22 protein-coding genes are annotated in these 23,846 nt (G+C 47.9%); 6 read left to right on the forward strand and 16 right to left on the reverse strand.

Going from position 1 to position 23,846, the window contains the following annotated elements; all coding sequences use genetic code 11:
* Nucleotides 1-195: 195 nt before the first annotated feature.
* The 3 genes from QZ209_RS04125 to QZ209_RS04135 all read left to right on the forward strand — a co-directional run bounded on the left by QZ209_RS04125 (nucleotide 196) and on the right by QZ209_RS04135 (nucleotide 3,987).
* Nucleotides 196-966: a hypothetical protein gene (locus tag QZ209_RS04125; RefSeq protein ID WP_294344936.1), complete on the forward strand. Its 771-nt coding sequence runs from the start codon at nucleotides 196-198 to the stop codon at nucleotides 964-966.
* 147 nt (nucleotides 967-1,113) lie between these two features.
* Nucleotides 1,114-2,502, forward strand: a complete 1,389-nt coding sequence (trkA, locus tag QZ209_RS04130; protein ID WP_294344937.1) for a Trk system potassium transporter TrkA — start codon at nucleotides 1,114-1,116, stop codon at nucleotides 2,500-2,502.
* Nucleotides 2,503-2,529: 27 nt separating this feature from the next.
* A complete protein-coding gene (locus QZ209_RS04135; RefSeq protein WP_294344939.1) occupies nucleotides 2,530-3,987 on the forward strand; it encodes a TrkH family potassium uptake protein in 1,458 nt (485 codons plus the stop codon).
* A 130-nt stretch (nucleotides 3,988-4,117) separates the two neighbouring features.
* On the opposite strand, the gene QZ209_RS04140 is transcribed toward QZ209_RS04135, so the two are convergent.
* Together QZ209_RS04140 and QZ209_RS04145 are read right to left on the reverse strand one after the other, a co-directional pair.
* Nucleotides 4,118-6,025: a monovalent cation:proton antiporter-2 (CPA2) family protein gene (locus QZ209_RS04140; protein ID WP_294344941.1), complete on the reverse strand. Its 1,908-nt coding sequence runs from the start codon at nucleotides 6,023-6,025 to the stop codon at nucleotides 4,118-4,120.
* A gap of 15 nt (nucleotides 6,026-6,040) precedes the next feature.
* A complete protein-coding gene (locus QZ209_RS04145) occupies nucleotides 6,041-6,634 on the reverse strand; it encodes an NAD(P)H-dependent oxidoreductase (protein ID WP_294344943.1) in 594 nt (197 codons plus the stop codon).
* A gap of 189 nt (nucleotides 6,635-6,823) precedes the next feature.
* Here QZ209_RS04145 and QZ209_RS04150 point away from each other — a divergent pair, with 189 nt between their 5' ends.
* Nucleotides 6,824-7,177 (forward strand): hypothetical protein, encoded by a 354-nt coding sequence (locus QZ209_RS04150; protein WP_294344945.1) that lies wholly within the window; start codon nucleotides 6,824-6,826, stop codon nucleotides 7,175-7,177.
* Between the two features lie 6 nt (nucleotides 7,178-7,183).
* The gene (locus tag QZ209_RS04155) at nucleotides 7,184-7,405 is read left to right on the forward strand and encodes a Nif11-like leader peptide family natural product precursor (protein WP_294344947.1); all 222 of its coding nucleotides are present in this window, start codon (nucleotides 7,184-7,186) and stop codon (nucleotides 7,403-7,405) included.
* Here the strand turns inward: QZ209_RS04155 and QZ209_RS04160 are convergent.
* The 11 genes from QZ209_RS04160 to QZ209_RS04210 all read right to left on the reverse strand — a co-directional run bounded on the left by QZ209_RS04160 (nucleotide 7,359) and on the right by QZ209_RS04210 (nucleotide 17,900).
* Nucleotides 7,359-9,113, reverse strand: coding sequence for a TRAP transporter fused permease subunit (locus tag QZ209_RS04160; RefSeq protein WP_294344948.1), 1,755 nt, complete (start codon nucleotides 9,111-9,113; stop codon nucleotides 7,359-7,361). The two genes, QZ209_RS04155 and QZ209_RS04160, sit on opposite strands and share 47 nt — an antisense overlap.
* A gap of 1 nt (nucleotide 9,114) precedes the next feature.
* Nucleotides 9,115-10,089 (reverse strand): TAXI family TRAP transporter solute-binding subunit, encoded by a 975-nt coding sequence (locus QZ209_RS04165; RefSeq protein ID WP_294344949.1) that lies wholly within the window; start codon nucleotides 10,087-10,089, stop codon nucleotides 9,115-9,117.
* Nucleotides 10,090-10,213: 124 nt separating this feature from the next.
* A complete protein-coding gene (locus QZ209_RS04170) occupies nucleotides 10,214-10,687 on the reverse strand; it encodes a hypothetical protein (protein ID WP_294344950.1) in 474 nt (157 codons plus the stop codon).
* A gap of 84 nt (nucleotides 10,688-10,771) precedes the next feature.
* Complete coding sequence (gene mnhG / locus QZ209_RS04175) at nucleotides 10,772-11,110, reverse strand: monovalent cation/H(+) antiporter subunit G (RefSeq protein ID WP_294344952.1); 339 nt, start codon at nucleotides 11,108-11,110, stop codon at nucleotides 10,772-10,774.
* A complete protein-coding gene (locus QZ209_RS04180) occupies nucleotides 11,107-11,379 on the reverse strand; it encodes a monovalent cation/H+ antiporter complex subunit F (protein ID WP_110024252.1) in 273 nt (90 codons plus the stop codon). The genes mnhG and QZ209_RS04180 overlap by 4 nt, the downstream gene beginning before the upstream one ends.
* A complete protein-coding gene (locus QZ209_RS04185) occupies nucleotides 11,376-11,849 on the reverse strand; it encodes a Na+/H+ antiporter subunit E (RefSeq protein WP_294344956.1) in 474 nt (157 codons plus the stop codon). The genes QZ209_RS04180 and QZ209_RS04185 overlap by 4 nt, the downstream gene beginning before the upstream one ends.
* Nucleotides 11,846-13,363 (reverse strand): Na+/H+ antiporter subunit D, encoded by a 1,518-nt coding sequence (locus QZ209_RS04190; protein WP_294344958.1) that lies wholly within the window; start codon nucleotides 13,361-13,363, stop codon nucleotides 11,846-11,848. Before QZ209_RS04190 ends, QZ209_RS04185 begins: the two co-directional genes overlap by 4 nt.
* Nucleotides 13,360-13,725, reverse strand: a complete 366-nt coding sequence (locus QZ209_RS04195; RefSeq protein ID WP_294344960.1) for a Na+/H+ antiporter subunit C — start codon at nucleotides 13,723-13,725, stop codon at nucleotides 13,360-13,362. The genes QZ209_RS04190 and QZ209_RS04195 overlap by 4 nt, the downstream gene beginning before the upstream one ends.
* Nucleotides 13,722-14,138: a Na+/H+ antiporter subunit B gene (locus tag QZ209_RS04200; RefSeq protein WP_294344962.1), complete on the reverse strand. Its 417-nt coding sequence runs from the start codon at nucleotides 14,136-14,138 to the stop codon at nucleotides 13,722-13,724. Before QZ209_RS04200 ends, QZ209_RS04195 begins: the two co-directional genes overlap by 4 nt.
* Before the next feature lies 1 nt (nucleotide 14,139).
* The gene (locus QZ209_RS04205) at nucleotides 14,140-16,437 is read right to left on the reverse strand and encodes a putative monovalent cation/H+ antiporter subunit A (RefSeq protein ID WP_294344963.1); all 2,298 of its coding nucleotides are present in this window, start codon (nucleotides 16,435-16,437) and stop codon (nucleotides 14,140-14,142) included.
* A 155-nt stretch (nucleotides 16,438-16,592) separates the two neighbouring features.
* Nucleotides 16,593-17,900 carry an MFS transporter gene (locus QZ209_RS04210; RefSeq protein WP_294344984.1) on the reverse strand — a complete coding sequence of 436 codons (1,308 nt, stop codon included), beginning with the start codon at nucleotides 17,898-17,900 and terminating at the stop codon, nucleotides 16,593-16,595.
* A gap of 171 nt (nucleotides 17,901-18,071) precedes the next feature.
* Between QZ209_RS04210 and recQ the strand changes: the two genes are divergently transcribed.
* The gene (recQ, locus tag QZ209_RS04215; protein WP_294344965.1) at nucleotides 18,072-19,940 is read left to right on the forward strand and encodes a DNA helicase RecQ; all 1,869 of its coding nucleotides are present in this window, start codon (nucleotides 18,072-18,074) and stop codon (nucleotides 19,938-19,940) included.
* A 33-nt stretch (nucleotides 19,941-19,973) separates the two neighbouring features.
* Here the strand turns inward: recQ and QZ209_RS04220 are convergent, their stop codons facing one another.
* From QZ209_RS04220 to QZ209_RS04230, 3 genes are all read right to left on the reverse strand, one after another.
* Complete coding sequence (locus QZ209_RS04220; protein ID WP_294344968.1) at nucleotides 19,974-21,197, reverse strand: OmpA family protein; 1,224 nt, start codon at nucleotides 21,195-21,197, stop codon at nucleotides 19,974-19,976.
* A 429-nt stretch (nucleotides 21,198-21,626) separates the two neighbouring features.
* Complete coding sequence (locus tag QZ209_RS04225; protein WP_294344970.1) at nucleotides 21,627-22,361, reverse strand: methyltransferase domain-containing protein; 735 nt, start codon at nucleotides 22,359-22,361, stop codon at nucleotides 21,627-21,629.
* 59 nt (nucleotides 22,362-22,420) lie between these two features.
* Nucleotides 22,421-23,845, reverse strand: a complete 1,425-nt coding sequence (locus tag QZ209_RS04230; protein WP_294344972.1) for a hypothetical protein — start codon at nucleotides 23,843-23,845, stop codon at nucleotides 22,421-22,423.
* Nucleotide 23,846: the final 1 nt, after the last annotated feature.

Consider the following 23,846-nt stretch of genomic DNA (forward strand, 5'->3'; position numbering starts at 1 on the left):
TGGCAGAAAATCTGAATAGTGAGAACATACGATAAGATCCTCGAAAAGAGAGCGGCAGCTTTTGTCGCTCGATGATAACTGCCATAACAACCGTTTCATTGTTCTTCGAAGATCCTTTACGAACCCATTGATGAATCTTATGATTCATAAAAAAATGTAGCTTTCATTGATTAACCGCAACACGGTATCGTTCGTATGACAAAACGGAATAAAGTATTTGTTGCAGCCTCCATTGTATTGGCATTTTTCCTTTATCCCGTCGAACGTGAGGCAACGGCAAAAACCTATTATCACGTTACCCTGAAAGCCTTTCTTGATCCTCATGATCTCTCGGCGGTGGAGTGGGCCTGGGTGACACTGGTCGAAATCCAGAAAAGAGATGCGTATCCTGAACAGGCGGCTTTGGCCGAACGTTACGGTGGAGAACTCAGGGGAAGCGTTCTCGCCTTTGTCCGTGCAGCTGCCTGGAGATCCGAACACCGCTACACCATTGACAAACGCTGCAAGGACAGACCTGCCGAAATGGAGATTTCATGGAGTGAAAGCTGGAACGATAAAGTGTATGCAATGGGTGGGCTCGATAATCCGAACAATCCGGACGAGCTGAATTTCGGATTTACCACCCGTCCAATCCTGCTGCAAAACAAACGCTGGTTCGATCCCGAAAGCAGAAGCTACGTTGCACTCGGCCCAATTCGTATGGAAGGAGAACCTGCCGAAGAAATCAGAGGAGAGTTCATTCTTCGTCCCGTCAACTATCGTGACCCATTGAAGCATTACAGTTTCTGCCGAAAACAGTGGGTAGAGCAATACCTCTCCGTGTTCAATCATTTCCATCTGCATGAAGAATTTTATGACGGTGACAATGAAATTTTCAACCAGACCACCGGAAAAAAACATATCGTCTATCAGATTCTCCGCACCTCTTCAAGGGTCCACCCGAACTGGAAACAACAGCAAATGTAGCAGTGCCGTTTCTGATTTTTCTGCAATGCTCAAGCACGGAATCCAGACATTGTTGAAGAAGAAACCGTTAAAGTTATCTGCAGATTTTATTTTTTGTAGATTATTTTTCTATCATTTTGTTGGGAATTGTTATCCGAGCAATAAAGAATGAGTGTTAAAAACATATTGGTAATCGGTCTGGGAGGAGTAGGACTTCATCTGACACAACGCCTTGTTCATGATGGATACGGCGTTACGGTAATCGAATCGAGCCCTCAGCTGATAAGCAGCGTCAACGACAAGATCGACGCGAAGATTATAGAAGGTAATGCCATGGAACTGGCCTGCTGGCAGCGGGCAAAAGCGGAAACCATGGACTTGCTGATAGCGGTTACAAATGAAGATTCGGTCAATATGATAGCATCTATCATAGCCGACCGTTTAGGTATACCCCGCAAAGTTGCCCGTGTTCGTTCTCCTGAATATGGCTACGAGAACTCGTTTCTCAATAAAAACGATTTCAAGATAGATCTGGTCATTCACCCCGAAGAACTGGTTGCCCAGGAAATGGCACGCCTTGTCATGAGAGCCTCGGCAAATGACGTCGTCGATATCGGCGAAGGGCAAATGAAAGTTGTCGCTATGCGCGTCAACCCGGATAGTCCGATAGTCAACAAAACGCTTAAAGAGATCGACCTTCTGCACAATGATTTCCGATTCAAGATCGTAGCCGTCGCAAGAGGTATCGCCACCATCATTCCCGGAGAGGACGACACGGTTCTTCCCAACGATCAGGTATTCATCATGCTGCATGAAAAAAGCCTCCCACAGCTGATGAACCTCATGGATATGCGTGAGCAGAGCATTCACAAGGTCATGATCGTTGGCGGCGGCATGGTTGGGGCGAGAGTAGCCGAGCTACTTGGAAAAACCGTTAAAATAACGCTCATAGAAAACGACAAGGAACACGCCGAGGAACTTGCCTCCACACTGAAAAACACCGATGTCCTGCTTGGTGACGGCACCGATGTGAATGTCATGGTACTTGGCGGTTTGATGGAGATGGACAGCTTCATCGCAACAACCGGCAACAATGAAACAAACATTATCAGCTGCCTGCTTGCCAAACACATCATGAACAGGTCCAATGTCGATGCAAATGCAAAAGTCGGGAAAACCATAGCTTTGGTAAAAAAAGAAGACTATCTCGTCCTGGCATCGACGATCGGTCTCGATGTCGCTCTCAACAAAAAGATTTCCGCTGCAGATGAAATCATGAAGTTCATCCGGATGGGAGAACTGTTCTCGCTCGCTCACCTGCATGGCGTCGACGCGGAAGTCATCGAACTTGCTGCTGCACCGAAGTCTCAAATCACAAAAAAGCCGTTGAAAAAAATGCGCTCCATGCTGCAGGAAAAACAGATACTCATTGCCGGCGTTGTACGAAACGGGGGCTGTGAACTGACCGATGAGCACACCATTATTGAACCTAACGATCTGGCTGTTGTGGTTTCGGCAACAAAAAGTCTTAAAGATGCAAGAGAGCTTTTCAAATAACACATCAAAGAAACCTGCTTTCGCTTAATGAACTTTCCCGCTATATTCAATGTTCTTGGAGCTCTTCTTATCTTCATAGGCAGTACCATGCTCCTTCCTCTTGCATGCGCCTTGATCTACAATGATGGCGATGCTCTCTCGCTGGCAATGGCAATGGTCATAACGATCGGCATAGGACTGCCACTCTGGTGGAGTTACCGGAAATACCGCGATCTGACATTGAAGGACGGCCTTTTCATCGTCACCTTCGGCTGGATTCTTGTATCCTCCGTTTCGGCTATTCCGTTCATGATTCATGGAACCATACCATCGTTCACCGACGCATTTTTCGAAATGATGTCGGGTTATACCACCACGGGAGCCACTATACTCGACAACATCGAAACCGTCCCTCACGGGCTGCTTTTCTGGCGAAGCACCACCCATCTCATCGGAGGAATGGGGTTCATCATGGTTACTATAATCATTTTGCCTCTTCTCGGTATAGGAGGTATGCAGCTCTACAAAGCTGAAGCCGATCCAGGCCAGGTCATAACGGGTGAAAAATTTCTTCCCCGTGTCAAGCAGACCGCTGTATGGCTCTGGGGAATCTATCTTGCGCTTATTCTCATTCAGTCACTCCTTCTACTTTTGGCAGGTATGCCGCTTTTCGACTCCCTCTGCCATGCTTTTGGAACTGTTTCAACCTCCGGCTACTCAACGAAGAACAGCAGCATCGGCTATTATAACAGCGCCTGGATAGATTGGATCACCATCATCTTCATGTTTCTGGGTGGTATGACTTTCATGATGCACTATCACATTCTTAAAAAGGATTGGGAACCCGTCAGAGAAAATACCGAGATACGATGGTATATCGGATTCGTCTTGTTCCTCAGTCTGCTCACTGCACTGGTTCTTTGGGTGAGCGGGAGCTACAGTGGTATTTTCGATTCAATCCGGTATGCGACGTTTCAGGTTGTCTCGATCCTGACAACAACGGGTTTCACCACGGCCGATTACGAACTTTGGCCCCAGTCGGCTCAGATGCTCATCATGATCGCCTGTATGATCGGTGCTAGTGCAGGCTCGACCACCAGCGGAATCAAGGTGGTGCATTACGAAATCATTTGTAAATACCTCTACGCCACAGGCAGGAAGTTCCTGCAGCCCTTGGCTGTAGTTCCGATTAAAATCAATCAGAAAAATGCCGACCCTTCAGTCGTCACATTGGCAATCAGTTATTTCATTCTGAACATCTTCATGATATTTGTCGGCAGCGCAATCTTGACGCTGATCGACGGCATGGATTTCTACAGCGCCATAAGCGCGGTTATCGCCGCACTCTTCAACATCGGACCCGGCTTCGGAGAGATTGGCCCTGCACATACATTTTCGCATATCTCAGCAGCCGGAAAATGGTTTCTCTCGTTCAACATGCTGACAGGACGTCTTGAAATGTTTACGGTCATGGTGATGTTCTACCCCTCGTTCTGGAAGAAGTAACGTTGAAAGGTCAAAAGGTAAAAGTCAAAAACAGGAAAGTGCTGTTGATTTATTGAATCGGTGAGTTGCTGAACTGTTTCCCTCTCCCAAACAACAAATAAACAGATCAACAATTCAACAAGCCTGTCACTCAGCTTCGCATATGCCCGTCATCAGCTATATGGCCCGACGCGTCCCACCCCAGATCTTTATCCTTGTGAAGTCCTTCCTTCTCTTTGAGCATCAATTGTTCGAGATCTTCTATCCGCAGCTTCGTTGCACGCATGAGCTCTTTTTTATCGTGCCTTATCTCGGCAAGCTCGTGCAGATGCCGTTCTTCGTAACGACGGAACGTCTTCATCGCCCTCGAGACATGATACCTCCTGTGCCCCAACCTGCCCAAAGCATCACCGCCCATACGCAATGCGACATCAAGGGTATCGAGGTAGACGTTTTTTACCCCCATGCCGATCATTTCGTATGACTCTTCCCAATCACTTGTCCGCGCTATGATCTCGAGATGGGGAAAATATTTACGGGCTGTACCTGCAATCTCCAGGGCTTTTGCTGCGTTACCTACAGCGATAACAAGCAATTCCGCTTCAGCCGCTCCCGCAGCTTGCAGCAGATCAGTACGCGAAGCATCTCCGTAAAAAACCTGGAACCCCATCTTGCGCAGCAGGTCAACGTTATCCGGATCGGTATCCAGATAGGTAGCTTCCTCGTCATTTGCCTGCATGAACCGTCCGACAGTACTGCCAACCATACCGAATCCTGCTATGATTACACTGCTTTTCCGATCCAGGTCTATCGTGTCGGGGCTCTTTTTTTCTTTCTCCATTGTACCGAACCTCGGTTGAACGAGTTTTTCGTTAAGCAGCACCAAAAGAGGAGTCATAGCCATGCTGAGCGCAACAACCGCGATCAGCGGGTTGACCAAAGATGCTTCAAAAACCCCGTTGTTCAGCCCGAATGAAAAAAGAACGAACGCAAACTCTCCTCCTTCGGCAAGAGCAAGAGCAAAAAGCAGGATGTTATCGAAGCTCATCCCGAAAATCCGTCCTATCCCGGCCAGCACAAAGAACTTCAGCAACAGCAATGCCGCAACCATTTGCAGAATCAAAGCCGGGTTGGCGGCAATAACATCGAAATCAATCGACGCACCCACAGAGATGAAAAACAGCCCCAAAAGTAACCCTTTGAAAGGCTCGATATTGGTTTCAAGCTCATGACGATATTCACTTTGTGCCAATACTACACCGGCGATGAATGTACCTAATGCCGGACTCAGGCCGACTTTACCCATGAGAATGGTAATCGAGATAACCAGCAGCAGGGCTGCTGCAGTAAATAGCTCTCGAAGACGAGTCTTCGCGATAAGACGAAATGACGGGTTGATCAGGTATTTTCCGGCAAGAATGATACCGGCCACAACGCCGAGAACAGCCGTTGTTTGCCCCCAGAGCGGCAGCTCTTCTATCCATGTCGACCCTCCGGCATGACCATCGTCTCCATGGATACTCGAAGACGATGCCTGAGCGGTTGCGAGTAATGGAAGAATCGCGAGAATCGGTATGATTGCGATATCCTGAAAGAGCAGTACCGAAAAAGAGTTCTGCCCTCCATCCGTTTGCATCAACCCTTTCTCATGCAGGGTTTGCAGAACAATTGCGGTTGAGGAAAGAGCCAGGACAAGCCCAAGCGCAAGGGCAGTCTGCCACTGCAGACCAAAAAACAAGGCAATGGCCATCAGCAGCAATGCAGTTGCCGTTACCTGAGCCCCTCCCATACCAAGAATGGACCCCTTGAGTTTCCAGATCATCGACGGTTGGAGCTCGAGCCCGATCAGAAAAAGCATCATGATAATGCCGAACTCGGCGAACTGCATGACACTCTGCCCCTCACTGCCGACCAATCCCAGAACGAAGGGGCCGATAGTTATCCCTGCAATCAGGTAACCCAGTACAGAACCGAGACCAAGCTTCTTGGCTACCGGAACAGAGACAACGGCTGCGGTCAGATAAACAAACGCTTGAAAAAAAAATCCTCCACTATCCATATAATTAGTGCCCCTTTATCTTCTCCTGAATTGATCATTGAGATTTTCCTGACTACAGAGACCTACGGGATCGAATGTCTGATCGGCAAGCAATTTCAACATCTTCCGGTACTGTCCAACATGCTCTTTTATGACATCCGGTCTCATGACGTTGGTACCATGAATCACGAAAGGGGGAAGATAACGCATACCGCAAAGATGGGCGGCCTGTTCGAGAGGAGCAAGCAACTCCTTCATGGTAAACCGGTTGTAACCACCTTTTGAATACGAAGCTTTGCTGCCTCCGGTTGTGACAACATGGCAAATCCATTTTCCTTTCAGAGCATTGCCGTTTCGGCCAAACGCCCATCCATGAACCAGAACGAGGTCCATCCATTCTTTCAGCAACGCTGGAATGCCGAAGAGAAAAAAAGGATACTGGAAAACAACGATATCGTGTTCTTTCAGCAAATTCTGTTCAGCTTTGACATCGATATCCATCTCAGGATACCGTTCATACAAATCATGAAAAGTTATTCCTGTAATCGCTTCGACCCCCTCAATCAACCTGACATTAACCCGTGATTTCTCCAATGCAGGGTGTGCAAACAGTATCAGAATTTTTCTCAAAACAACTTCTTTTAAAAATTGCCGCAACTGATTGCTCCCGTTGCAGAAATTCGAAACCGTGATACAGGAAAAGAATGCTTTACCACCGCCTTTTCCTCATGCAATGTTAGACTTTTACTGTAACTTTCAAAAAAAGTTGCCGCAGCTGTCATGCGGTAAAAGTATCGATCATCATCAATAGCAACGATCATGGCGAACAAAGAAAAAAAGGGGGGCTTTTTTTCACGGTTAAGAAAACAAAGTACTGAAGAATCTCAGTCGAAAATCCCGCAAGCAAAACCTGCCGAAGAGACAAAACCAGTATCAAGCAAACCACCGGTAAGCAAGCCTTCCCCGGTTAAAGCCACCCCTGTAGACGAAACCACCGAACAAACACGAAGCGATGCCCTCGAACCCGTCGATACTGCCGCCTCGATAGACAACTTTTTCAAAACAATGCTGCACCTGAGTGTCGAACATCTGAAAATGGCAGACAACACCATCAAAGCAGCCACTGAAAATCTGGACAAGTTGACCCAAAGCCTGAAAGGAAAACACGAATAAGATCTTATGTCTCTCGACTATGCACGACATTTCATAGACCGGGTAAGATCCGATGACGCGTTTTCAACCCGTCTTTCAAAAGCCCGAACTGTCGAAACCCGGCTTCTGATTGCAGAAGAAGAAGGATATGAGTTCACCATCGAAGAGTTCGACAACGCTCTGCTCTACTTCGGAGGTGAGCTCATGAATCCCCGCCTTGCCCGGCTGATCCATCCCGAACAGGATTGATCGAAGCCGCTTTTCTTTTCCATATACCACTCAGCGCCCAGGAGTATAACCATGTTCCCACTGCACAAAGCGTAAATGTGATGACAATGTCAAATAGTGAGCCATTGAGCGAAAATCCCGGGACATAACCGAAAAGAAACGGAGCAAGGTATAGAAACTTGGCGAATCTGAAAGCCGAGAAAGCTGTCTTCCACATATCTGCCTCGGCTATTGCAGCACCGGTAAATGCAGCGATACAAACAGGAGGGGTGACATTTGAATCCTGTGAAAGCCAGTAGACAATCATATGGGCGGCGATCAGGTTTACACCGAGATGGGTCAAGGCAGGAACGGCAACGACAGCGGTTATGAGATACGCTGCGGTCACAGGAACTCCCATACCGAGCACCAGCGAAGCCAGAGCAATGAGCGCTATCGTAAAAAACAGTTGCCCTCGAGCCAGTTCAATGATGACATCGGCAAAAGTGAGCACCACACCGCTGTAGTTGAGTACACCGATAATGATCCCGATCACACCGACGGTCGAGCCTATGAGCAGGCTGTTTTCGGTGCCTTTTCGCGCAGCTTCTCTGAATGCCATAGCATCGATCCTGGTTTCCTTACGCAACCAGCTTACCACGATACAGCTCGCAATACCGAGAACAGCAGCGTATCCTGGTGAAAATCCCTGAAACATGAACACCGTTACCATGACGATCGGCAAAGTATAATACCATCCATTTTTCAGGATATCGAGTGCATTTCCACCAAACTGCTCGCCTGTAAGACCTTGCTTTTTGGCTTCATAGTGCACCATCATAAAAACGCTGAAAAAGTAAAGCAAAGCCGGAACAAGTGCCACCTGCATGATTCGAGCGTAAGACACTCCCGTCAATTCAGCCATGATAAACCCGCCGGCACCCATAATAGGAGGCATGAACATGCCGCCTATGGATGCTGCGGGTTCTATTCCTCCTGCCACATGCGGCCGGAATCCTGACTTTTTCATCATTGGTATCGTGAACGTCCCGGTCGAAGCCGTATTGGCAATTGCACTCCCGGAAATGGATCCGAACAAGCCGCTTGCAATAACTGCCACCTTGGCAGATCCTCCCGTTCTGTGACCAAACACTGCCAATGGAAAATCGATAAAAAACTGTTTCGCTCCAGATTTTTCAAGAAAAGCCCCAAAAATCACGAACAATACAATGTAGGTGGCCAGAACATTCGCCATAATCCCGAACACACCATCGCTTTTGAAGAAAATACTGGTGCACAGACCGGAAAAACTCTCTCCGGCATGCGCGAACATGTCGGGAGCGTAATCACCGTAAACACCATAGAACAGCATAAACGCTCCGACAAAAACAAACACGTTACCCACAACCCTTCTTGCAAGCTCAACCCCGAGCAGTACTCCGATAACCGCCACTGCGGTATCGAGAGGGGTTTCCATACCGACCCGATAGTTGATTGCCTCGAAATTCAGAATCCAGTATCCGACCGAAAACACTGAAAGAGCAATCAGCAGATAATCGATAACTCTCATCAGATGAGATTCCGAACGGTAGAGCAGGAAAACGAGGACATAGGTGATCAAGATATACACACCTCGATGGTATTCGGTCGGTGCGGGCTGGATGAATGCAGAATACCCATAGAAGAGAACCAGCACAACTGCCAACAGATCGAATATGACTTGCTCAATCCTGTACAGCCGATCGTACACCTTACAGCACCCCCTTCTCTCTCCAGAACTGCAATGCGCCGGGATGCATCGGCGTTACAATACCGTTCACTCCGTTTTCGATGCTCATCCCTGTGAAGTTTTTTTTCTGGCTCACCATATACGCAATCCCTTCATCGCTGTAGACAAGCGATAACATTCGGTAAACAACCTCATCGGGTACATCCGCATTGGCTACCCAGAGAGCTGAATCCTGAAAAGACTGCCGGTCTTCATCGACTCCACGGTAGGTACCGGCGGGAATGGTGACTTTAGTGAAGTACGGATACTTTTTATAAAATCCGCTGTGTGATGCCGGAATTTCCAAACTGAGAAGATCGATACTGTTCGTCTGGGAAGCCATGATAACCGCCCCGCTGGGAAAAGCAGTAAAGAGCCAGAAAGCATCGAGTTGCCGATTACCGAACGCCGCGGCCGCATCGTTGTACCCCATGGCATTTCTCTCTATTTCCCCCCACAACCCAAGATGAGTAAAAAACAGTTCGCAATTGGCAAAAGCACCTGACCCTGCATTACCAACCCCAACTTTTTTGCCTTGAAGATCTTCAACGGAACTGACCCCAGCCCCTTTTCGCACCACCAACTGGGCAGGAGCACCGTACAGATAACCTACAGCCAGCACCTTGTTGTAGGTTCTCGGATCGTGCCTGAGCATTCCTTTTCTGCCTTGGTAGAGGTGGCCGGAATAAACCACGGCAAAATCCGATTTCCCTGCATTCACCCTGCGTAGATTTTCGATCGAACCTGCCGAAGACTGGGCTTTGACGGAAAACTCTTTTATGTCCTTGACGGGCTTGTAGGTCTGAATTGCACTTGCAACAACCTGGAAAGTCCCCCCTGCCGGACCGCCGCCGAAAACATAACGAGTCTTGGCAGCAGAAGCATCCTGCAGAGAAACAAGTGACATCATCACAAGCGAAACAATAGCGAAAGCCGAAAAAAGATGTCTTCTACTCATAGCATATCGACCCTTGTATTAAATATACCCTTGCTGAAAAAGCACGGTGAAGCTTGATAAAAAAAACTGAATGGGGAATTCAGTTACGTTATGAAACAATCTGAACGACGGTTGCAAAACAGGCCTACTGTTTTCGCCGGGCAGCAGCCAACTTTGCAGCACCGGCGAGCTTGCCTCCATAATGGCCGAGAAAGGTTACAACCGGCATCATCGTCAAAAGCAGTCCGGCATAGACCCAGTGCAACCAGTCATTACGATACATGACATCAGGAACAGTCAAACGGACTGCCACCGCAGCGATAACAAGCCCGAAGAGCACTATCGACAACCGAATCTTGTTCATGAAAATAGGAGTTTTCACCCGTTTGTAATTCATTGTCCAGTCGCGAATTCCTGAATAAAAAGATATTGGAATAGCAAATAGCACGATAATGATAAGATGTTCGACGGTATGCTCGAAAAACGGATCACTTGTAGGCAGGGTAAGCAGCAGATAAAGTACAGCAACCGGTATAAGACCATTGCTGAAATGTGCGGCAACAGGATGCAGAAAAAAAGTCTCTTTCATCTCTTTCAGCAAGCTTTTCTTTCCTGCCATGACCCTCTCCTTTGCTTGGGGGTTGGAACTGCAATAAGATTTTGTAGATACAGAAGATAATGTAACACCTTTACCGCAAAAAACTCATCTATCGGCATCATCCACCCGCTCTTTGAATTGATCAATTTTTGTTTTTTCCCACAGAGGCACCTTACCGAAATATGCGGCTCTGCCGATAATGTGAGCAGCTACGGGTGCAGTGAGAAACAAGAAGATAATGATTGCTACAGCTCGGAAACCGATACCAATATCCTGCCAGTAAACTGTTGTACCGATAAGTACCAGACCTATACCGAGCGTTGAAGCTTTGGTCGTTGCCGACATACGGGTATAGAGATCGGGCATCTTCAGGATACCGATTGCCGAAACAAGAATAAAAAGGGTTCCCAGAAGCAAAAAAGCGCCACTTAGAATTTCTATCATTCTCTACCCCTCCTTCCAAGGTAGTATGCAAAAGCCACTGTACCGAGAAACGCCAACAATGCCACGATGATACCGACATCGAGGAATGTTGTCGTTTTCTTTTGAATAGAATAGACCGCAATGAAGGCTATCGCGTTTGCCGAAAGGAGGTCCAGAGAAACAATACGGTCCTCGATGCTCGGCCCGATAACCAAGCGTAGAAAAATCACCAGAATCGAAAGACCGATGATGATCACCGAAATATCTACTGACCATTCTATAAACGTCATCGCATCACCTCGATCAATCGTTTTTCGAGGCCTTCTTTAAGTTCATCGCAAAACCCGACGGCATCTTTGACATAGAGCGCATGCACGTAAAGTGTCTTTCTGTCAGGGGATACATCGAGACTCAACGTTCCAGGGGTCAGGGTAACGAGATTCGCGAAGAGAGTGATCTCGATATCTGTCTTGACATCGAGCGGAAAAGCAATCACTCCGGGCTCCATGTAATCCTTCGGTGTAATGATATCGAACGCAACCCTGAGATTCGCAACGAGCAGTTCCTTCAGAAAGTACAATACGAATTTGATCACAAGCGGTATTTTCGAAAAATACTTTGTTTCTCTCCACGCAGAACGAGAAAACCATAGAATAAGATAACCGACAACCATGCCAAGGGTAAACGTTCCGGCAGTGAAATCACCGACAAGCAGCATCCAGGCTATCGCCAGAAGAATATTGAAAAGAAACGGATTCACGACCGACCTCCTATCACCGCATCGATGTAATTATATACATCCAGGAGTTCATAAGCCGCTCTGTCCGCAAACTCGAAAAAAGGTTCGAACCATAGCCCGAACATCACCGTCAGGAACCCGAGCATGATAATCGGCACCAAGGTAACCGCTTTTTTCATTGTCGGAGTTCGCAGATACCCCTCGTCTTCAACGCTACCCTCTCCCCGTGGATCATTTTTCCAGAACCCTTCGTTCCAGATCTTCATCATGGAAAACAATGTCAACATGCTTACGCCAAGAGCGACTCCGACCAGCAGATAGTGCTCCGAATCGATTCCGGCCTTTATCACAACATACTTCGCCCAGAACCCGGATAGCGGAGGAATACCGGCCAGACCCAGAGCCGGAACCAGAAACAGCAGTCCGAGCATTGGATAGAACCGGTAGATTCCACCGATCTCCCTGAGGTCCCAGGATCCCTTCAAACGATGGACAAGACCACTTAAGTAGAACAGATTTGTCTTTGCCACAATATTGTGAACGATATAAAACAACGCTCCTGCAATAGCCAGAGGCGACTGTACCGCCAGCGCAAAAATCATATATCCTATCTGGCTGATGATATGAAAAGAAAGCAGCTTGCGCATGTCATACTGAACCACGGCACCAAGCACTCCGACAACCATCGTGAAAGCAGAAAGAACAAGCAGCACCTGATGGATAAACGATACACCGTCATGCGTAAAGATAGTGGTAAAAAAACGCATGATCGCATACACCCCCACTTTTGTCAACAGTCCGGCAAAGATAGCGGAAACTGCAACCGGAGGGGTATGATATGAAGCGGGCAGCCAGAAAAATAGTGGAAAGATCGCCGCTTTCACACCGAAAGTGATCAAGAAAAGCACCGCCACTACCGACAGCAGCTCCCGATGGTCAAGCAGGGGAATCCTCATGGCAAGATCGGCCATGTTGAGCGTACCGGCGGTCCCGTAGAGAATCCCCGCTGCTGCAAGAAAAACCGACGAGGAAAGAAGATTCAGCGTCACATACTTGATTGCCCCTTCGAGCTGTTGCGGTCTCCCGCCGAGTACAAGCAGAACAAAAGAAGAGATGAGCATCACTTCAAACCAGACGTAGAGATTGAAAATATCTCCTGTCAGAAAAGCTCCGTTGATCCCCATGAGCAACAGCTGCAGAAGGGGATAGTAGAAAAAATGCTCACGTTCCTCATCGATGGTACCGAGAGAATACAGTGCCGTGGTAAATCCGATGAGAGCCGCAGAAACCACCATGATAGAAGAAAGCATATCGGCTACGAGAGTGATCCCGAACGGAGCTTCCCAGCCTCCAACCTGCAATGAAAGAATTCCTTCGGACCGGACACTACCGAGAATAACCAGTGATACGACGAGCATCGAGGCTGTTGCCGCAACGTTAAGAATACGATGCATGGCCACCGACCGCCGGAAGAAAATCATGATCAGCGCAGCGCATACCGGAAACAATATGGGCAACATGATAATCTTGCTCATAACCGCTCCTCCGGAAGCTGATCGGTGCTTCGCATCTTATCCAGGTCTTCGGTTCCAAGCGTCAGGTAGGCTCGCTTGAAAAGCACAAGAGCAAACGCCTGCACGCCGAAACCAATAACGATAGATGTAAGTATGAGGGCTTGCGGTAGAGGATCGGCAAATGGTTCAGTGAGTATTTCCGCCCCTTCCGGCACAAACGCAGGAACCCCTTTGGTAAGCCTTCCCACGGTAAAGATCATAAGGTTGGCAGCGTGACCCAGAAAAATCAACCCGAAAATAACCTTGACGATGCTTCTCCTCAGTACAAGATAGGTCCCGGCAGCATAGAGTGCCCCAACAATCACAGCAAGCAGAAACGTCATAACCGATCCTCCTCAGCAAGCGAAAAGATGATACAGAGTGTTATACCGAGCACAAGAAAGTACACCCCGAGATCGAACAACAGGGGAGTCCCCACCTTCCCGACAAAAGGAATCCCCGTATCGACCCAGACTGCCGTCATGAACGACTTTCCGACAACAAGCGATGGCAACGTGCTTGCAACGGCAGTACATAAACCGGCGGCAATAATCATAATGGGTTCAAAACGGACAATGGTCCGTGCTGCCTCGATGCCGTTGGCGATGAAGTACAGCGCATAGGCTGCTGCTGCAACTAGACCGCCGACAAATCCGCCGCCCGGTTCGTTATGCCCCCGAAACAGCAGAAACACCGAAAACATCAGCAACAGCAGCAGCAGATAACGCGACGCGGTAGCGAGAATAATGGAATACATATCATTTCCTCCTACCAGGTCTGAGATTCAACAAAGCAAATACCCCTAACGCAGCTACCGTCAGCACCGTGATTTCTCCCAGTGTATCAATAGCCCTGAAATCCACGAGAATAACATTCACCACATTGCGGCCTTTCCCATCGGGAAAACTCGTTTCGGCAAAGAATTGCTTTAGAGCTGACGAGAGTTCAAACGAAGAAGCAAAAAGCACGGTAAGCGTCATCATACAGCCGACGCACAGAGCGATAACCGCATCTCTGGCTCTGTTCAGTGATCCGGACAGTTTCAGAAAACCAGGAAGCTTGTAAAGCACCAACACGAAGAGAACAACGTTGAGCGTTTCGATTGCAAAGGTTGTCAGGCCAAGATCGGGAGCGCCATAGATCACGAAAATGATACCTATTGAAAAACCAAGCACGCCAAGGGCCACGATCGACTTGAGTCTCGATTTGGACGTAACAAGAAGCAGCGTTGAAACGAGTATGATGCATGCCAGAGCCCCCTCGTAGAAAGTAATTGAAAAGTCCGGTACCATGGTAACCTGCTCCGCCGATCGATAAAGGGGAAAAGAGACCAGAGAAACCGTCGTGACGACAAAGAAAATGATGTAGTTGCGCAGATAACCGTTCTGTACAAGCCGGGTCTGCAACCGAGCGAACGACAACACCCCATTGATTGCCGTTTCATACCAGACCGAAGGCCTGACGATTCCAGGTAACGATACCCGTAATACCCCGCCAGGAACCTTTTCCCGTATCAGATAGAAAACTGCGCCGAGCATGAGGGTCAGGAAACTTAAAAACAGGACCAGATTGAATCCACCCCATAGAGAAATCTTGAGACTGATCGTTTCAGACAGAATGCTCTGTGCGGATTGTTCGAGCATCGCGGCAATGAAAAAGTTGGGAAAGAGCCCGAAGAGAAGCCCCATAATCGCGAGCACACCGGGACCGACCAGCATTTTCACTGGAGCCTCATGCGGCTGCCGTGGCGTAGGAAGCATGCTCCCCCAAAACGGTTTGAATCCGACATACACAGTGACCATCACCACTAAAGCATAAGCCAGCACTGCACCCGCAATGAGAAAGGCCCCCCAGTATTCCAGCTCAAGAATAGATTTATAGACCGTTTCCTTGCCAATGAACCCGATAAGAGGAATCACTCCCATCATCGAGAACGATGCGAGTGCCGCGGTAAGCGCGGTCACGGGCATCAATTTGTACAACCCGCCCAGCTTTCTCACATCTCGCGTCCCCGTTTCATGATCGAGTGTTCCTGCAACGAGAAACAGAGCCCCCTTGTATAGAGAATGCGCAATAAGGTAGATAAAAAAAGCCTTGATCGCCAGCTTGGAGCCAATACCGAGGAGCATCACAAGCGTTCCCAGCACCGACAGGGTTGAGTAAGCGAGCAGTCTTTTCAAATCGGTCTGCTTAAAAGCGAGTATGGCCGAAAAAAGCATGGTCACCGCACCTGTTATCAGTATTGTGTCCTGCCAGAGCGGTGTACCACCTATCTCATGGTTCATCCTCGCTATAAGGTAAATCCCTGCCTTGACCATCGTAGCGGAATGCAGGTAGGCACTGACCGGAGTAGGGGCCTCCATGGCGTTTGGAAGCCAGAAATGAAACGGAAACTGCGCCGATTTGGTAAACGCACCGATCAGCACGAGCACCACAACCGCAGGATACAATGCATGAGCGGTGATCATTTCGCTTTTGTCGTAAAACGACGAAATCTCGTAACTCCCGGTCACCGTATAGAGCAGAATGATACCGGAGAGAAGAGCAAGCCCCCCTCCGACCGTGACAAGTAGCGCCTGTAATGCGGATTTTCTTGACGACTCTTTATGATAATTGAAGCCGATCAGGAGAAACGAACTGATACTGGTCAGTTCCCAGAACACAAACATCAAAAGCATATTGTCGGAGAGCACCAGCCCCAGCATGGACGTCATGAATATGCCGATATACAGATAAAATCTGCCGGTCTGGGCATAGGATTTCATGTAAGCGCCGGCAAAAAGAAAAACAGCGGCACCGATAAGTGTGATAATCAACGAGAAGGTCAGGCTCAAGCCGTCGAGAAAAAAGGAAAAGTTAACGCCAAGAGACGTCACCCATGGCACCGACTCCCGGATAACCTGCCCGGCGGCAATCTGTGGATAACGGGTAAGTAAACCGAAAAACATGAAAAGGGGGAAAATAACGGCAATCCAGCCGAAGTTCTCCCTGAACCGTTTATAGAGCAACGGGGCAAGTGCCGATGCACAATATCCTATGGCTAACAGAACCAGCAATCTATACAGGCTTAAGTGAATGGTATTGCAGAACTAACCGCTGGAAACGTTCGGTTGTTCCCGGAAAGATTGCAAAGAAAAGATTACCAGCAAAAACGTTACTGTAGTCGAAACGATCGATTCACTCGCTGTCGGATAACCTGAGAATCTTGAACTCAGGATTCAGACGGTTCACTATAGGCTTGCCATGCCCTGGCAACCTCTTTCAGAGAGTAGGAAAGCAGAAGCGCAGCGGCAAGGACAACAGCGCTCCCCACTCTGATCGCAACAGCCGTTCCGAAAAGCTCCGAAAGTATGCCAACCTCCAAATTACCGATCGGCAGGAGCCCCACCAGAACCATCAGATAGATACTCATGACCCTACCCCGATAGCGGTCATCGACAAGATACTGCACTGTAGCGGTCATGGTTGCAAAAGCCGAAAGGATGCCCATGCCCGCAATAAAAAGAAAGATCATTCCGAGCCGCTCATCCTGCGCAAAAGAAAATGCGATAAGCCCGAGAGAAAAGGTAACGCTTCCGCCAACGACCATACTGCTGTTACGAACCCGCCCCGAGTTTATTGAAACCAGAACGGTACCGGAAAGAGATCCTAACCCCAATGCAGAAAAAAGATACCCCATACCTTCCGAACCAAGACCGTAGGTCTGTTTGGCGACCACCGGCAACATCGACATGAACGACCAGCCGAAGACAGACATCACCGAAGCAAAAAGCACGATGGTCCTGATAATGGGATGCTGCCACGTATAAACCACCCCATCACGAATGGATTGCAGGGGTGAACCAGAATCTGTCACTTTTTCCCGAGGAACAGTTGTATGAATGGCAAAGAGAGCGAGAATTACTGCAATGTAGCTCACTCCGTTTGCCAGAAACGCACCTCCCGTGCCGGTATAGGAAATCATAAAACCGGCGATGACGGGACCGATCACCCGCGATGTGTTCAAGATAGCGGAATTGAGCGCTACTGCCGAACGAAGCTGATCGTGTTCCACCATTTCACTTAAAAAAGCCTGTAGCGCAGGAGTTGCGACCGCCGTTACACAGCCGAGCAGAAACGCAAGTTCCATGATGATCACAAGGGTGATCGCCCCTGTGAGAGTAAACACACCGAGCACCAAAGCCAACACCATAGAGAGTATCTGAGTCCAGAGAAGTATTGTTTTCCGGTCATACCGGTCAACAATCACTCCACCGAACAGAGAAAACAGCAATGCAGGCAGTGTAGACGCTGCCGCAGTAACCCCAACCCAGAACGCCGAACCGGTCATTTCCAGCACCAGCCATCCAAGAGCCACCATCTGTAGCCAGGTGCCGATCATTGAAACGATCTGACCGACAAAATACAGCCGGAAATTCCTGCTGCAAAAAGCGGGAAAAGCCGAAAGCATCCATGATTTCAAACCGGAACATTCACCGTCTGCGGAATCATCCTCACTGGAATCATCATTCATCGACATCTCTTCAGTACAAGAACACTCTTTATTCATCATCATTGTCATCATATCATAAACTGGGAGCAAGATAGGAAAAGAAAACGAGAACTTTACAGGCCACCTCATATTGCCCCTTAGCGGCAGAGCCTCTATATTCAATAGCGAGTCTTACCAGTACAATAACTATACACCGGCATGACAATGGACACCGTGCACCCTACTCGATCCCAAGGAGAGCAGCCCCCTCTACCCGACGAGACAAAACTGCTCGACACGCTGCAAAAAGTATTCGGGTTCCATACGTTTCGTAAGAACCAGGAATCGATTATCCAGGCCATACTCGATCGAAAAGACACGTTCGCCGTCATGCCGACCGGCGGCGGCAAATCGCTCTGCTATCAGCTTCCTGCCCTCCTGCTTCCAGGAACCTGCATCGTGATCAGCCCGTTGATTGCACTGATGAAGGATCAGGTTGACGGCGCCAAGGCAAACGGTATTCGCGCTGCGTATTTGAACAGCAGCCTCTCTGTAGAGGAGCAATCACGTGTTCTCAAAGGCCTGCTTTCAAAGTCACTCGATCTGTTGTATATGGCGCCTGAGCGGTTTGCACTCAATCATTTTCAGGAAATGCTCAAAGAGGTGGACATCAGCATGGCGGTAATTGACGAAGCTCACTGCATTTCCGAATGGGGCCATGATTTTCGACCTGACTATCTTTCGCTCGCTGCTTTGGCCAGGCTTTTCCCCGATATACCAATAGCAGCATTTACCGCAACAGCCACCCATAAGGTACAGCAGGATATTCTCGATAAACTCAGCCTGCGCAAACCATTTATCATCAGGGCCTCGTTTGATCGCCCGAATCTCTTTTACGATATCCGTTTCAAGGAAAATCCCAACGCCCAACTTGCCTCGATCCTGAAAACCAACTCCGGCAAAGCCGGCATCATCTACCGCACCAGTCGCAAAAGCGTCAACGAAACAACAGCGATGCTCCAGGCAAAAGGCTTTCGTGCACTCCCTTACCATGCCGGCCTGGGCGATGAAGAACGGAAAAGAAACCAGGAAGCGTTCATTCGAGACGAGGTCGAAGTTATTGTTGCAACGATAGCGTTCGGCATGGGTATCGATAAATCGAACATACGTTTTGTCATTCATGCCGACCTGCCGAAAAGTATTGAAAATTATTACCAGGAAACCGGCAGGGCCGGCCGTGACGGGGAACCCGCTCAATGCATACTGCTCTTTTCACACTCGGACATCCCCAAAGTCCGTTTTTTCATCGACACGATCGTCGATGAAACCGAGCGGGTAAAAGCACAGGGAGCATTACAGCGCGTGATATCATTTGCGTCGACATCTGTTTGCAGGCGGAAAACCCTGCTCGAATATTTTGGTGAAACGTACCCGCACGACAACTGCAATTCCTGTGATATCTGTCTTGGCTCACGCAAAGTTGTCGATTGTACCGAAGAGGCTCAGATGCTGCTCTCGGCGATCGCCCGAACCGAGGAACGCTTCGGTGCGACACATATAATCGATATCGTCACAGGCAGCAAGAACAAAAAAATCCGTGACTTCGGTCACGACCGGCTCAAAACATACGGAGTAGGGAAAACGCACGCCAAAAAATTCTGGCGGCAGCTTATCGATGAATTGATGGCTCAGAAAATAATCGCAAAATCCGAAGGCCTTTACCCGGCCCTTTACATACAGGAAAAAGCTATTCCGATACTCAAAAATAAGGAAAGGGTGGAAATGATACGGATAAACGAATCCCGAACTCCTGCAGGAAGAATCGAAAAATCAGGAGCCTACGATCACGACCTGTTCGACCAGCTTAGAGCACTTCGTAAACAACTCGCTGACGAACAGAATATTCCGCCCTACATTGTCTTTTCCGACCGGTCCCTTCGAGATATGGCCACCCTACATCCCACGAACGAGGAAACCATGCTTTCAGTATCAGGAGTGGGAGAAATAAAGCTGCAGCGATATGGAAGTCAGTTTCTCGCCCTCATCGGAAGGTACCGTGAGGAATACCTGAAGAAAGACGAAAAATAATCAGCCATTGCCATTGTGCCGGCTCCTCTGAGCCTATTTTTCAAGAGCGATTTCAACACGCCAGTTCAACGCCCTGCCATCAGGCTTGGTATTGTCAGCAACCGGCATGGATTCACCAAATCCTTTTGCCGACAGCTGCTTCTCGGCAATACCATGGGCAACCAGCCAGTTCACCACGGATTTGGCGCGCTTTTCGGATAAAGTACGATTGTATGTATCGCTTCCACGGGAATCAGTGTGGCCCTCGATGATCAGTTTTACATCCGGCCGAGCTTTGATGGTCCTGAGAACCCGCGTCAAGGTCTCCTCTGAGTCCGGTTTGATTGTAGCTGCATCATAATCGAAGTAAATACCGTAAATGATGGCACGGCCAATCTCGTCAAGAGAACGTCCGATCGCGTCTTTTTTCATGCCTGACACGAATGCCTGCAGGCATTTTGGTTGTCGGCCGTCCGTCACTCGCCTCCCATGCCAGAGCCCCTGATAACGGCTGTTCTCGTACCACAACCCGTTTAAAAATCTTCTGTCCGACGTCAGTACCATAATGGCGGTTCCGGTCTGCGGGCCGCTTTCCACCCATTGAAAACGAATAACACGACCGTCCGTGGTTCCCGCAAGACGTCCGTCATCCCAATCGTAACACCCTTCGACCTCAGTACCTTTCTGCCGCAGCCACATGACACCGTAGTTGGTATCATACACTCCCCCGACAGGATTGGAAGCAATCATCGCGCTGACCGGTTCACCATACGCTTCCAATTCCATGATTTCCGTATAATCGGGATTGCCCCAGTTCGATAATACTTCGAGTTTCAACCATTGACCGGGAATCATGCGCTCCATGATAAACCCTTTTCTTTCTCCCTGTGAAGCCTCTCCCTCATAGACCAGCTCGTAGCCATCGTTCGCAGACTGGTTCGACACATACAGCTTGAAACGCCTTGCTGAAATGCCGGGATATCCGCTCTCCTGAGCGTCGGTGTTGTCTATATAAAACGACTCGATGGCAGCACTGTTCGGCAACTCGATGATAAACGTATTCGGGTATGGCAGCTTTCTCGTACTGCACCACCCCATTTCAGTTGTGCCGTCCAGAAGCATCATTCCGGCCCATTTCTGGTTGTATTCCGTCGTCGCAGAAATCAGGACGGCGCCACTGGCGATATCGAGCCGATCGTTTTTTTCCGTGGCAGTCACGGGTTTCGCCACAAATAATGAAACAATAAGAATTAAGAAGAGGAAGGGAAGTTGCCTCATGTTGCTCTCCTGTTCAGACGAACTGATGGTTGAAACGAGCTTGTTCAGTCTCTGTTGCCACAAAAAACCCCAAACTGCTGCATTTATGACTGTGAGGAGCCGCGACCGCAGCGCTCTCTTTTAGACCTTTTGAACGTGCCCGTAAGCGTGAATGAGCACTACCGTTTGCACAAATGAGCCACAATAAAAAATATAGTTAAAATATATATAACCTTACCGCTATTGAGCGGTTAACCGTTTATGTTCGGAACATCTCAAAAAAGAGAACTCTTATGAAAAGTACTCGACAACCGGGAATGGAAGCCCATAGCATTGAATGGCTGAATGATAAACGGATTCGAAACACGGAGTATGCTCGGGAGATCATAGAAGACTAGTAGATGAACATGAGTGACCGTCGATAGATCAGCAGACATGACGGAAAGCCACCTATTTCATTGCCTGCGCCTTGAAAAAGGTATAACACAACGTTCCATCTACTTCCGTTGAACGGTATAAAGCATCGATCCCTTTCCTCCATTGATCACTATCGATCAAATTACAAGCCAAAGCCTGATCCTTGATTTCTTCAAGAACCCCGATAAGAGTGCTTTTGGAAAAGTTCTCAATAAGATCCGGCCTGCTGGAATCGACATACATTGATTTGGGCTTGACAGAAACCTTGCAAAAATCAGTTGCCGTCAACAAAGGATAGAGTTCACGTCCAATTAACGCATTACCGCCACACATCGCTTGCAATTTGGTCAAACAGTCAACGACTTTCCGGGCATCGTTGTTGTTTGGATGGCAAAAAAAAGAATCGTGGTCACCTTCGACAACCGTAATGGTCCCACCTGTCTTTAAAACATCGTTTAGATTGAAAAGAGCATCAACGGGACATGCCAAATGTTCAAGCACAAAACACACATAGATATGATCGAAGCTTTCCTTATCAAATGGCAATGACATGATATCCGCATGTTGCAACCCGACATTATCGACATGCGCTTTTTCAAGATGCTCTGATGCCTGGCGAATGAAGGCAACCTCCTTGTCTATTGAAACAAACTCGGTATCAGGCCATTTTTTTGCCAGCAAAACAGTTTGTCCACCAACACCGCACCCCACTTCCAATACTTTCTGCCCTGGTGAAAAGCCGAGATCATCGTGAAATAAATCTCCCAACGGCTTTGCCTGTTTAACTAAACGAACCGATTCTTCAGCAGTATAACCATGCACATACTTCACTGTTCACTAATTTTTATTCTACAAGACTGTCCAGCGTATCTTCTTTCGAGCACTTTGCAATACACAACAGAAACAGCACATAACACCGTTGAAACAAATACAGGCACAATATTCATTATCAAAGACTCGAAAGCACCATTCACGAACATTATGATGTATACAGTAGCACCGCAAGAAACACTTATAGCGATCGAGCGGTCGAGACATTTGGATTTCTCGATAATGCCCGTAACAACCCCTAGAAAAACAGGAGCCATGACAAATAATAAGCTAGCCGAGTCAAATAAAAACTTTATAACATCAGTTATTGAAAGAGATAAAAGTGCCATTACAATCAACAAAAAAGTAACGATAAATCTCGATAGTCTAACATATTCCATTTTTGAGGTCACAATTTTCTTTGGCAAAACATTCTCAATCACTGTAGAAGAAAAAACATATGCGAATGTATCCAACGTAGACATACTGACAGCAACCACAATCACTGCCAAATATGCAAGCAACCATGGCGATAGATCCGAAACCTCAAATACTTTGAATAAAACATCATCTGCAGCAATACCGGCGCCAATCAAATTCTTCACCCCATATCCTATAAAAATCAAAACAAGTGTCATAACGAGCAAAAAAACACCGGCTATCGGAAAGGAGTATGTAACAACGTGATCATTTTTTGCGGAAAAAACCCGTTGCCAAACTTCAGCGCCAGAAAGTATATACAGCGAACCTATCAGAAATAACGCAACTTGATCTACAACATCCAGAGAAAACAGGCTTTTGAACCTAAACACGTCATCAAGTGAAGGACGCAATAATAATGGAAAAAAAACAAGTGATATAATCAGAAAAAACTGAAGCACGTCCGTTCTCACAACCGCCCCGTATCCGCCTTGGTATAAATATAAACCAACGACCAATACCGTCAACAATGCACTAATTTCCGGATTCAAAGAAAACAAACCTTCAAACAGATTCGATATCACGTATATCTGGATAGCCACATATAAAGCGGAAAAGGCAACGATAATCAGAGACAGAACAACTTCGGTTTTCGCTCCTAATTCATGTGACAGTAAATCTCCTATTGTCACATAACCGTTAGCCTTTGACTCCCTCCTCACTCTGGGGCCAAGCAACGCCACCACCACCAGAGAGAAAATAATCCCGAATATCAACCACAGGCCCCCATAACCGATTGTGAAAGCCATCCCAATCCACAATACCAAACCCATACCATCCCGAAATCCGGAAGCAAGAGAACCAATGGTAGCAATGTGCCCAACGCTTCTCGAAGCCAGAATATAATCATCATAATTCTTCCCGCTATCCGCTCTAGAGGCAATCCAAACCAGAACACAGAAGTATCCTGCCATCAGCAGAATAACAAGGCTTTCCAAGTGACCAAACAGTGATAAATCCATA

The sequence above is a fragment of the Prosthecochloris sp. genome, assembly GCA_015482705.2.
In the GTDB taxonomy this organism is placed as follows: domain Bacteria; phylum Bacteroidota; class Chlorobiia; order Chlorobiales; family Chlorobiaceae; genus Prosthecochloris.

What these genes read in the sequence shown, in the direction of transcription:
- QZ209_RS04125 (WP_294344936.1), top strand. Translation starts at nt 196, where the DNA reads ATGACAAAACGGAATAAAGTATTTGTTGCAGCCTCCATTGTATTGGCA.
- trkA (WP_294344937.1), top strand. Translation starts at nt 1,114, where the DNA reads ATGAGTGTTAAAAACATATTGGTAATCGGTCTGGGAGGAGTAGGACTT.
- QZ209_RS04135 (WP_294344939.1), top strand. Translation starts at nt 2,530, where the DNA reads ATGAACTTTCCCGCTATATTCAATGTTCTTGGAGCTCTTCTTATCTTC.
- QZ209_RS04140 (WP_294344941.1), bottom strand. Translation starts at nt 6,025, where the DNA reads ATGGATAGTGGAGGATTTTTTTTTCAAGCGTTTGTTTATCTGACCGCA.
- QZ209_RS04150 (WP_294344945.1), top strand. Translation starts at nt 6,824, where the DNA reads ATGGCGAACAAAGAAAAAAAGGGGGGCTTTTTTTCACGGTTAAGAAAA.
- QZ209_RS04155 (WP_294344947.1), top strand. Translation starts at nt 7,184, where the DNA reads ATGTCTCTCGACTATGCACGACATTTCATAGACCGGGTAAGATCCGAT.
- QZ209_RS04165 (WP_294344949.1), bottom strand. Translation starts at nt 10,089, where the DNA reads ATGAGTAGAAGACATCTTTTTTCGGCTTTCGCTATTGTTTCGCTTGTG.
- QZ209_RS04170 (WP_294344950.1), bottom strand. Translation starts at nt 10,687, where the DNA reads ATGGCAGGAAAGAAAAGCTTGCTGAAAGAGATGAAAGAGACTTTTTTT.
- mnhG (WP_294344952.1), bottom strand. Translation starts at nt 11,110, where the DNA reads ATGATAGAAATTCTAAGTGGCGCTTTTTTGCTTCTGGGAACCCTTTTT.
- QZ209_RS04180 (WP_110024252.1), bottom strand. Translation starts at nt 11,379, where the DNA reads ATGACGTTTATAGAATGGTCAGTAGATATTTCGGTGATCATCATCGGT.
- QZ209_RS04190 (WP_294344958.1), bottom strand. Translation starts at nt 13,363, where the DNA reads ATGAGCAAGATTATCATGTTGCCCATATTGTTTCCGGTATGCGCTGCG.
- QZ209_RS04195 (WP_294344960.1), bottom strand. Translation starts at nt 13,725, where the DNA reads ATGACGTTTCTGCTTGCTGTGATTGTTGGGGCACTCTATGCTGCCGGG.
- QZ209_RS04200 (WP_294344962.1), bottom strand. Translation starts at nt 14,138, where the DNA reads ATGTATTCCATTATTCTCGCTACCGCGTCGCGTTATCTGCTGCTGCTG.
- QZ209_RS04210 (WP_294344984.1), bottom strand. Translation starts at nt 17,900, where the DNA reads ATGTCGATGAATGATGATTCCAGTGAGGATGATTCCGCAGACGGTGAA.
- recQ (WP_294344965.1), top strand. Translation starts at nt 18,072, where the DNA reads ATGACAATGGACACCGTGCACCCTACTCGATCCCAAGGAGAGCAGCCC.
- QZ209_RS04220 (WP_294344968.1), bottom strand. Translation starts at nt 21,197, where the DNA reads ATGAGGCAACTTCCCTTCCTCTTCTTAATTCTTATTGTTTCATTATTT.
- QZ209_RS04230 (WP_294344972.1), bottom strand. Translation starts at nt 23,845, where the DNA reads ATGGATTTATCACTGTTTGGTCACTTGGAAAGCCTTGTTATTCTGCTG.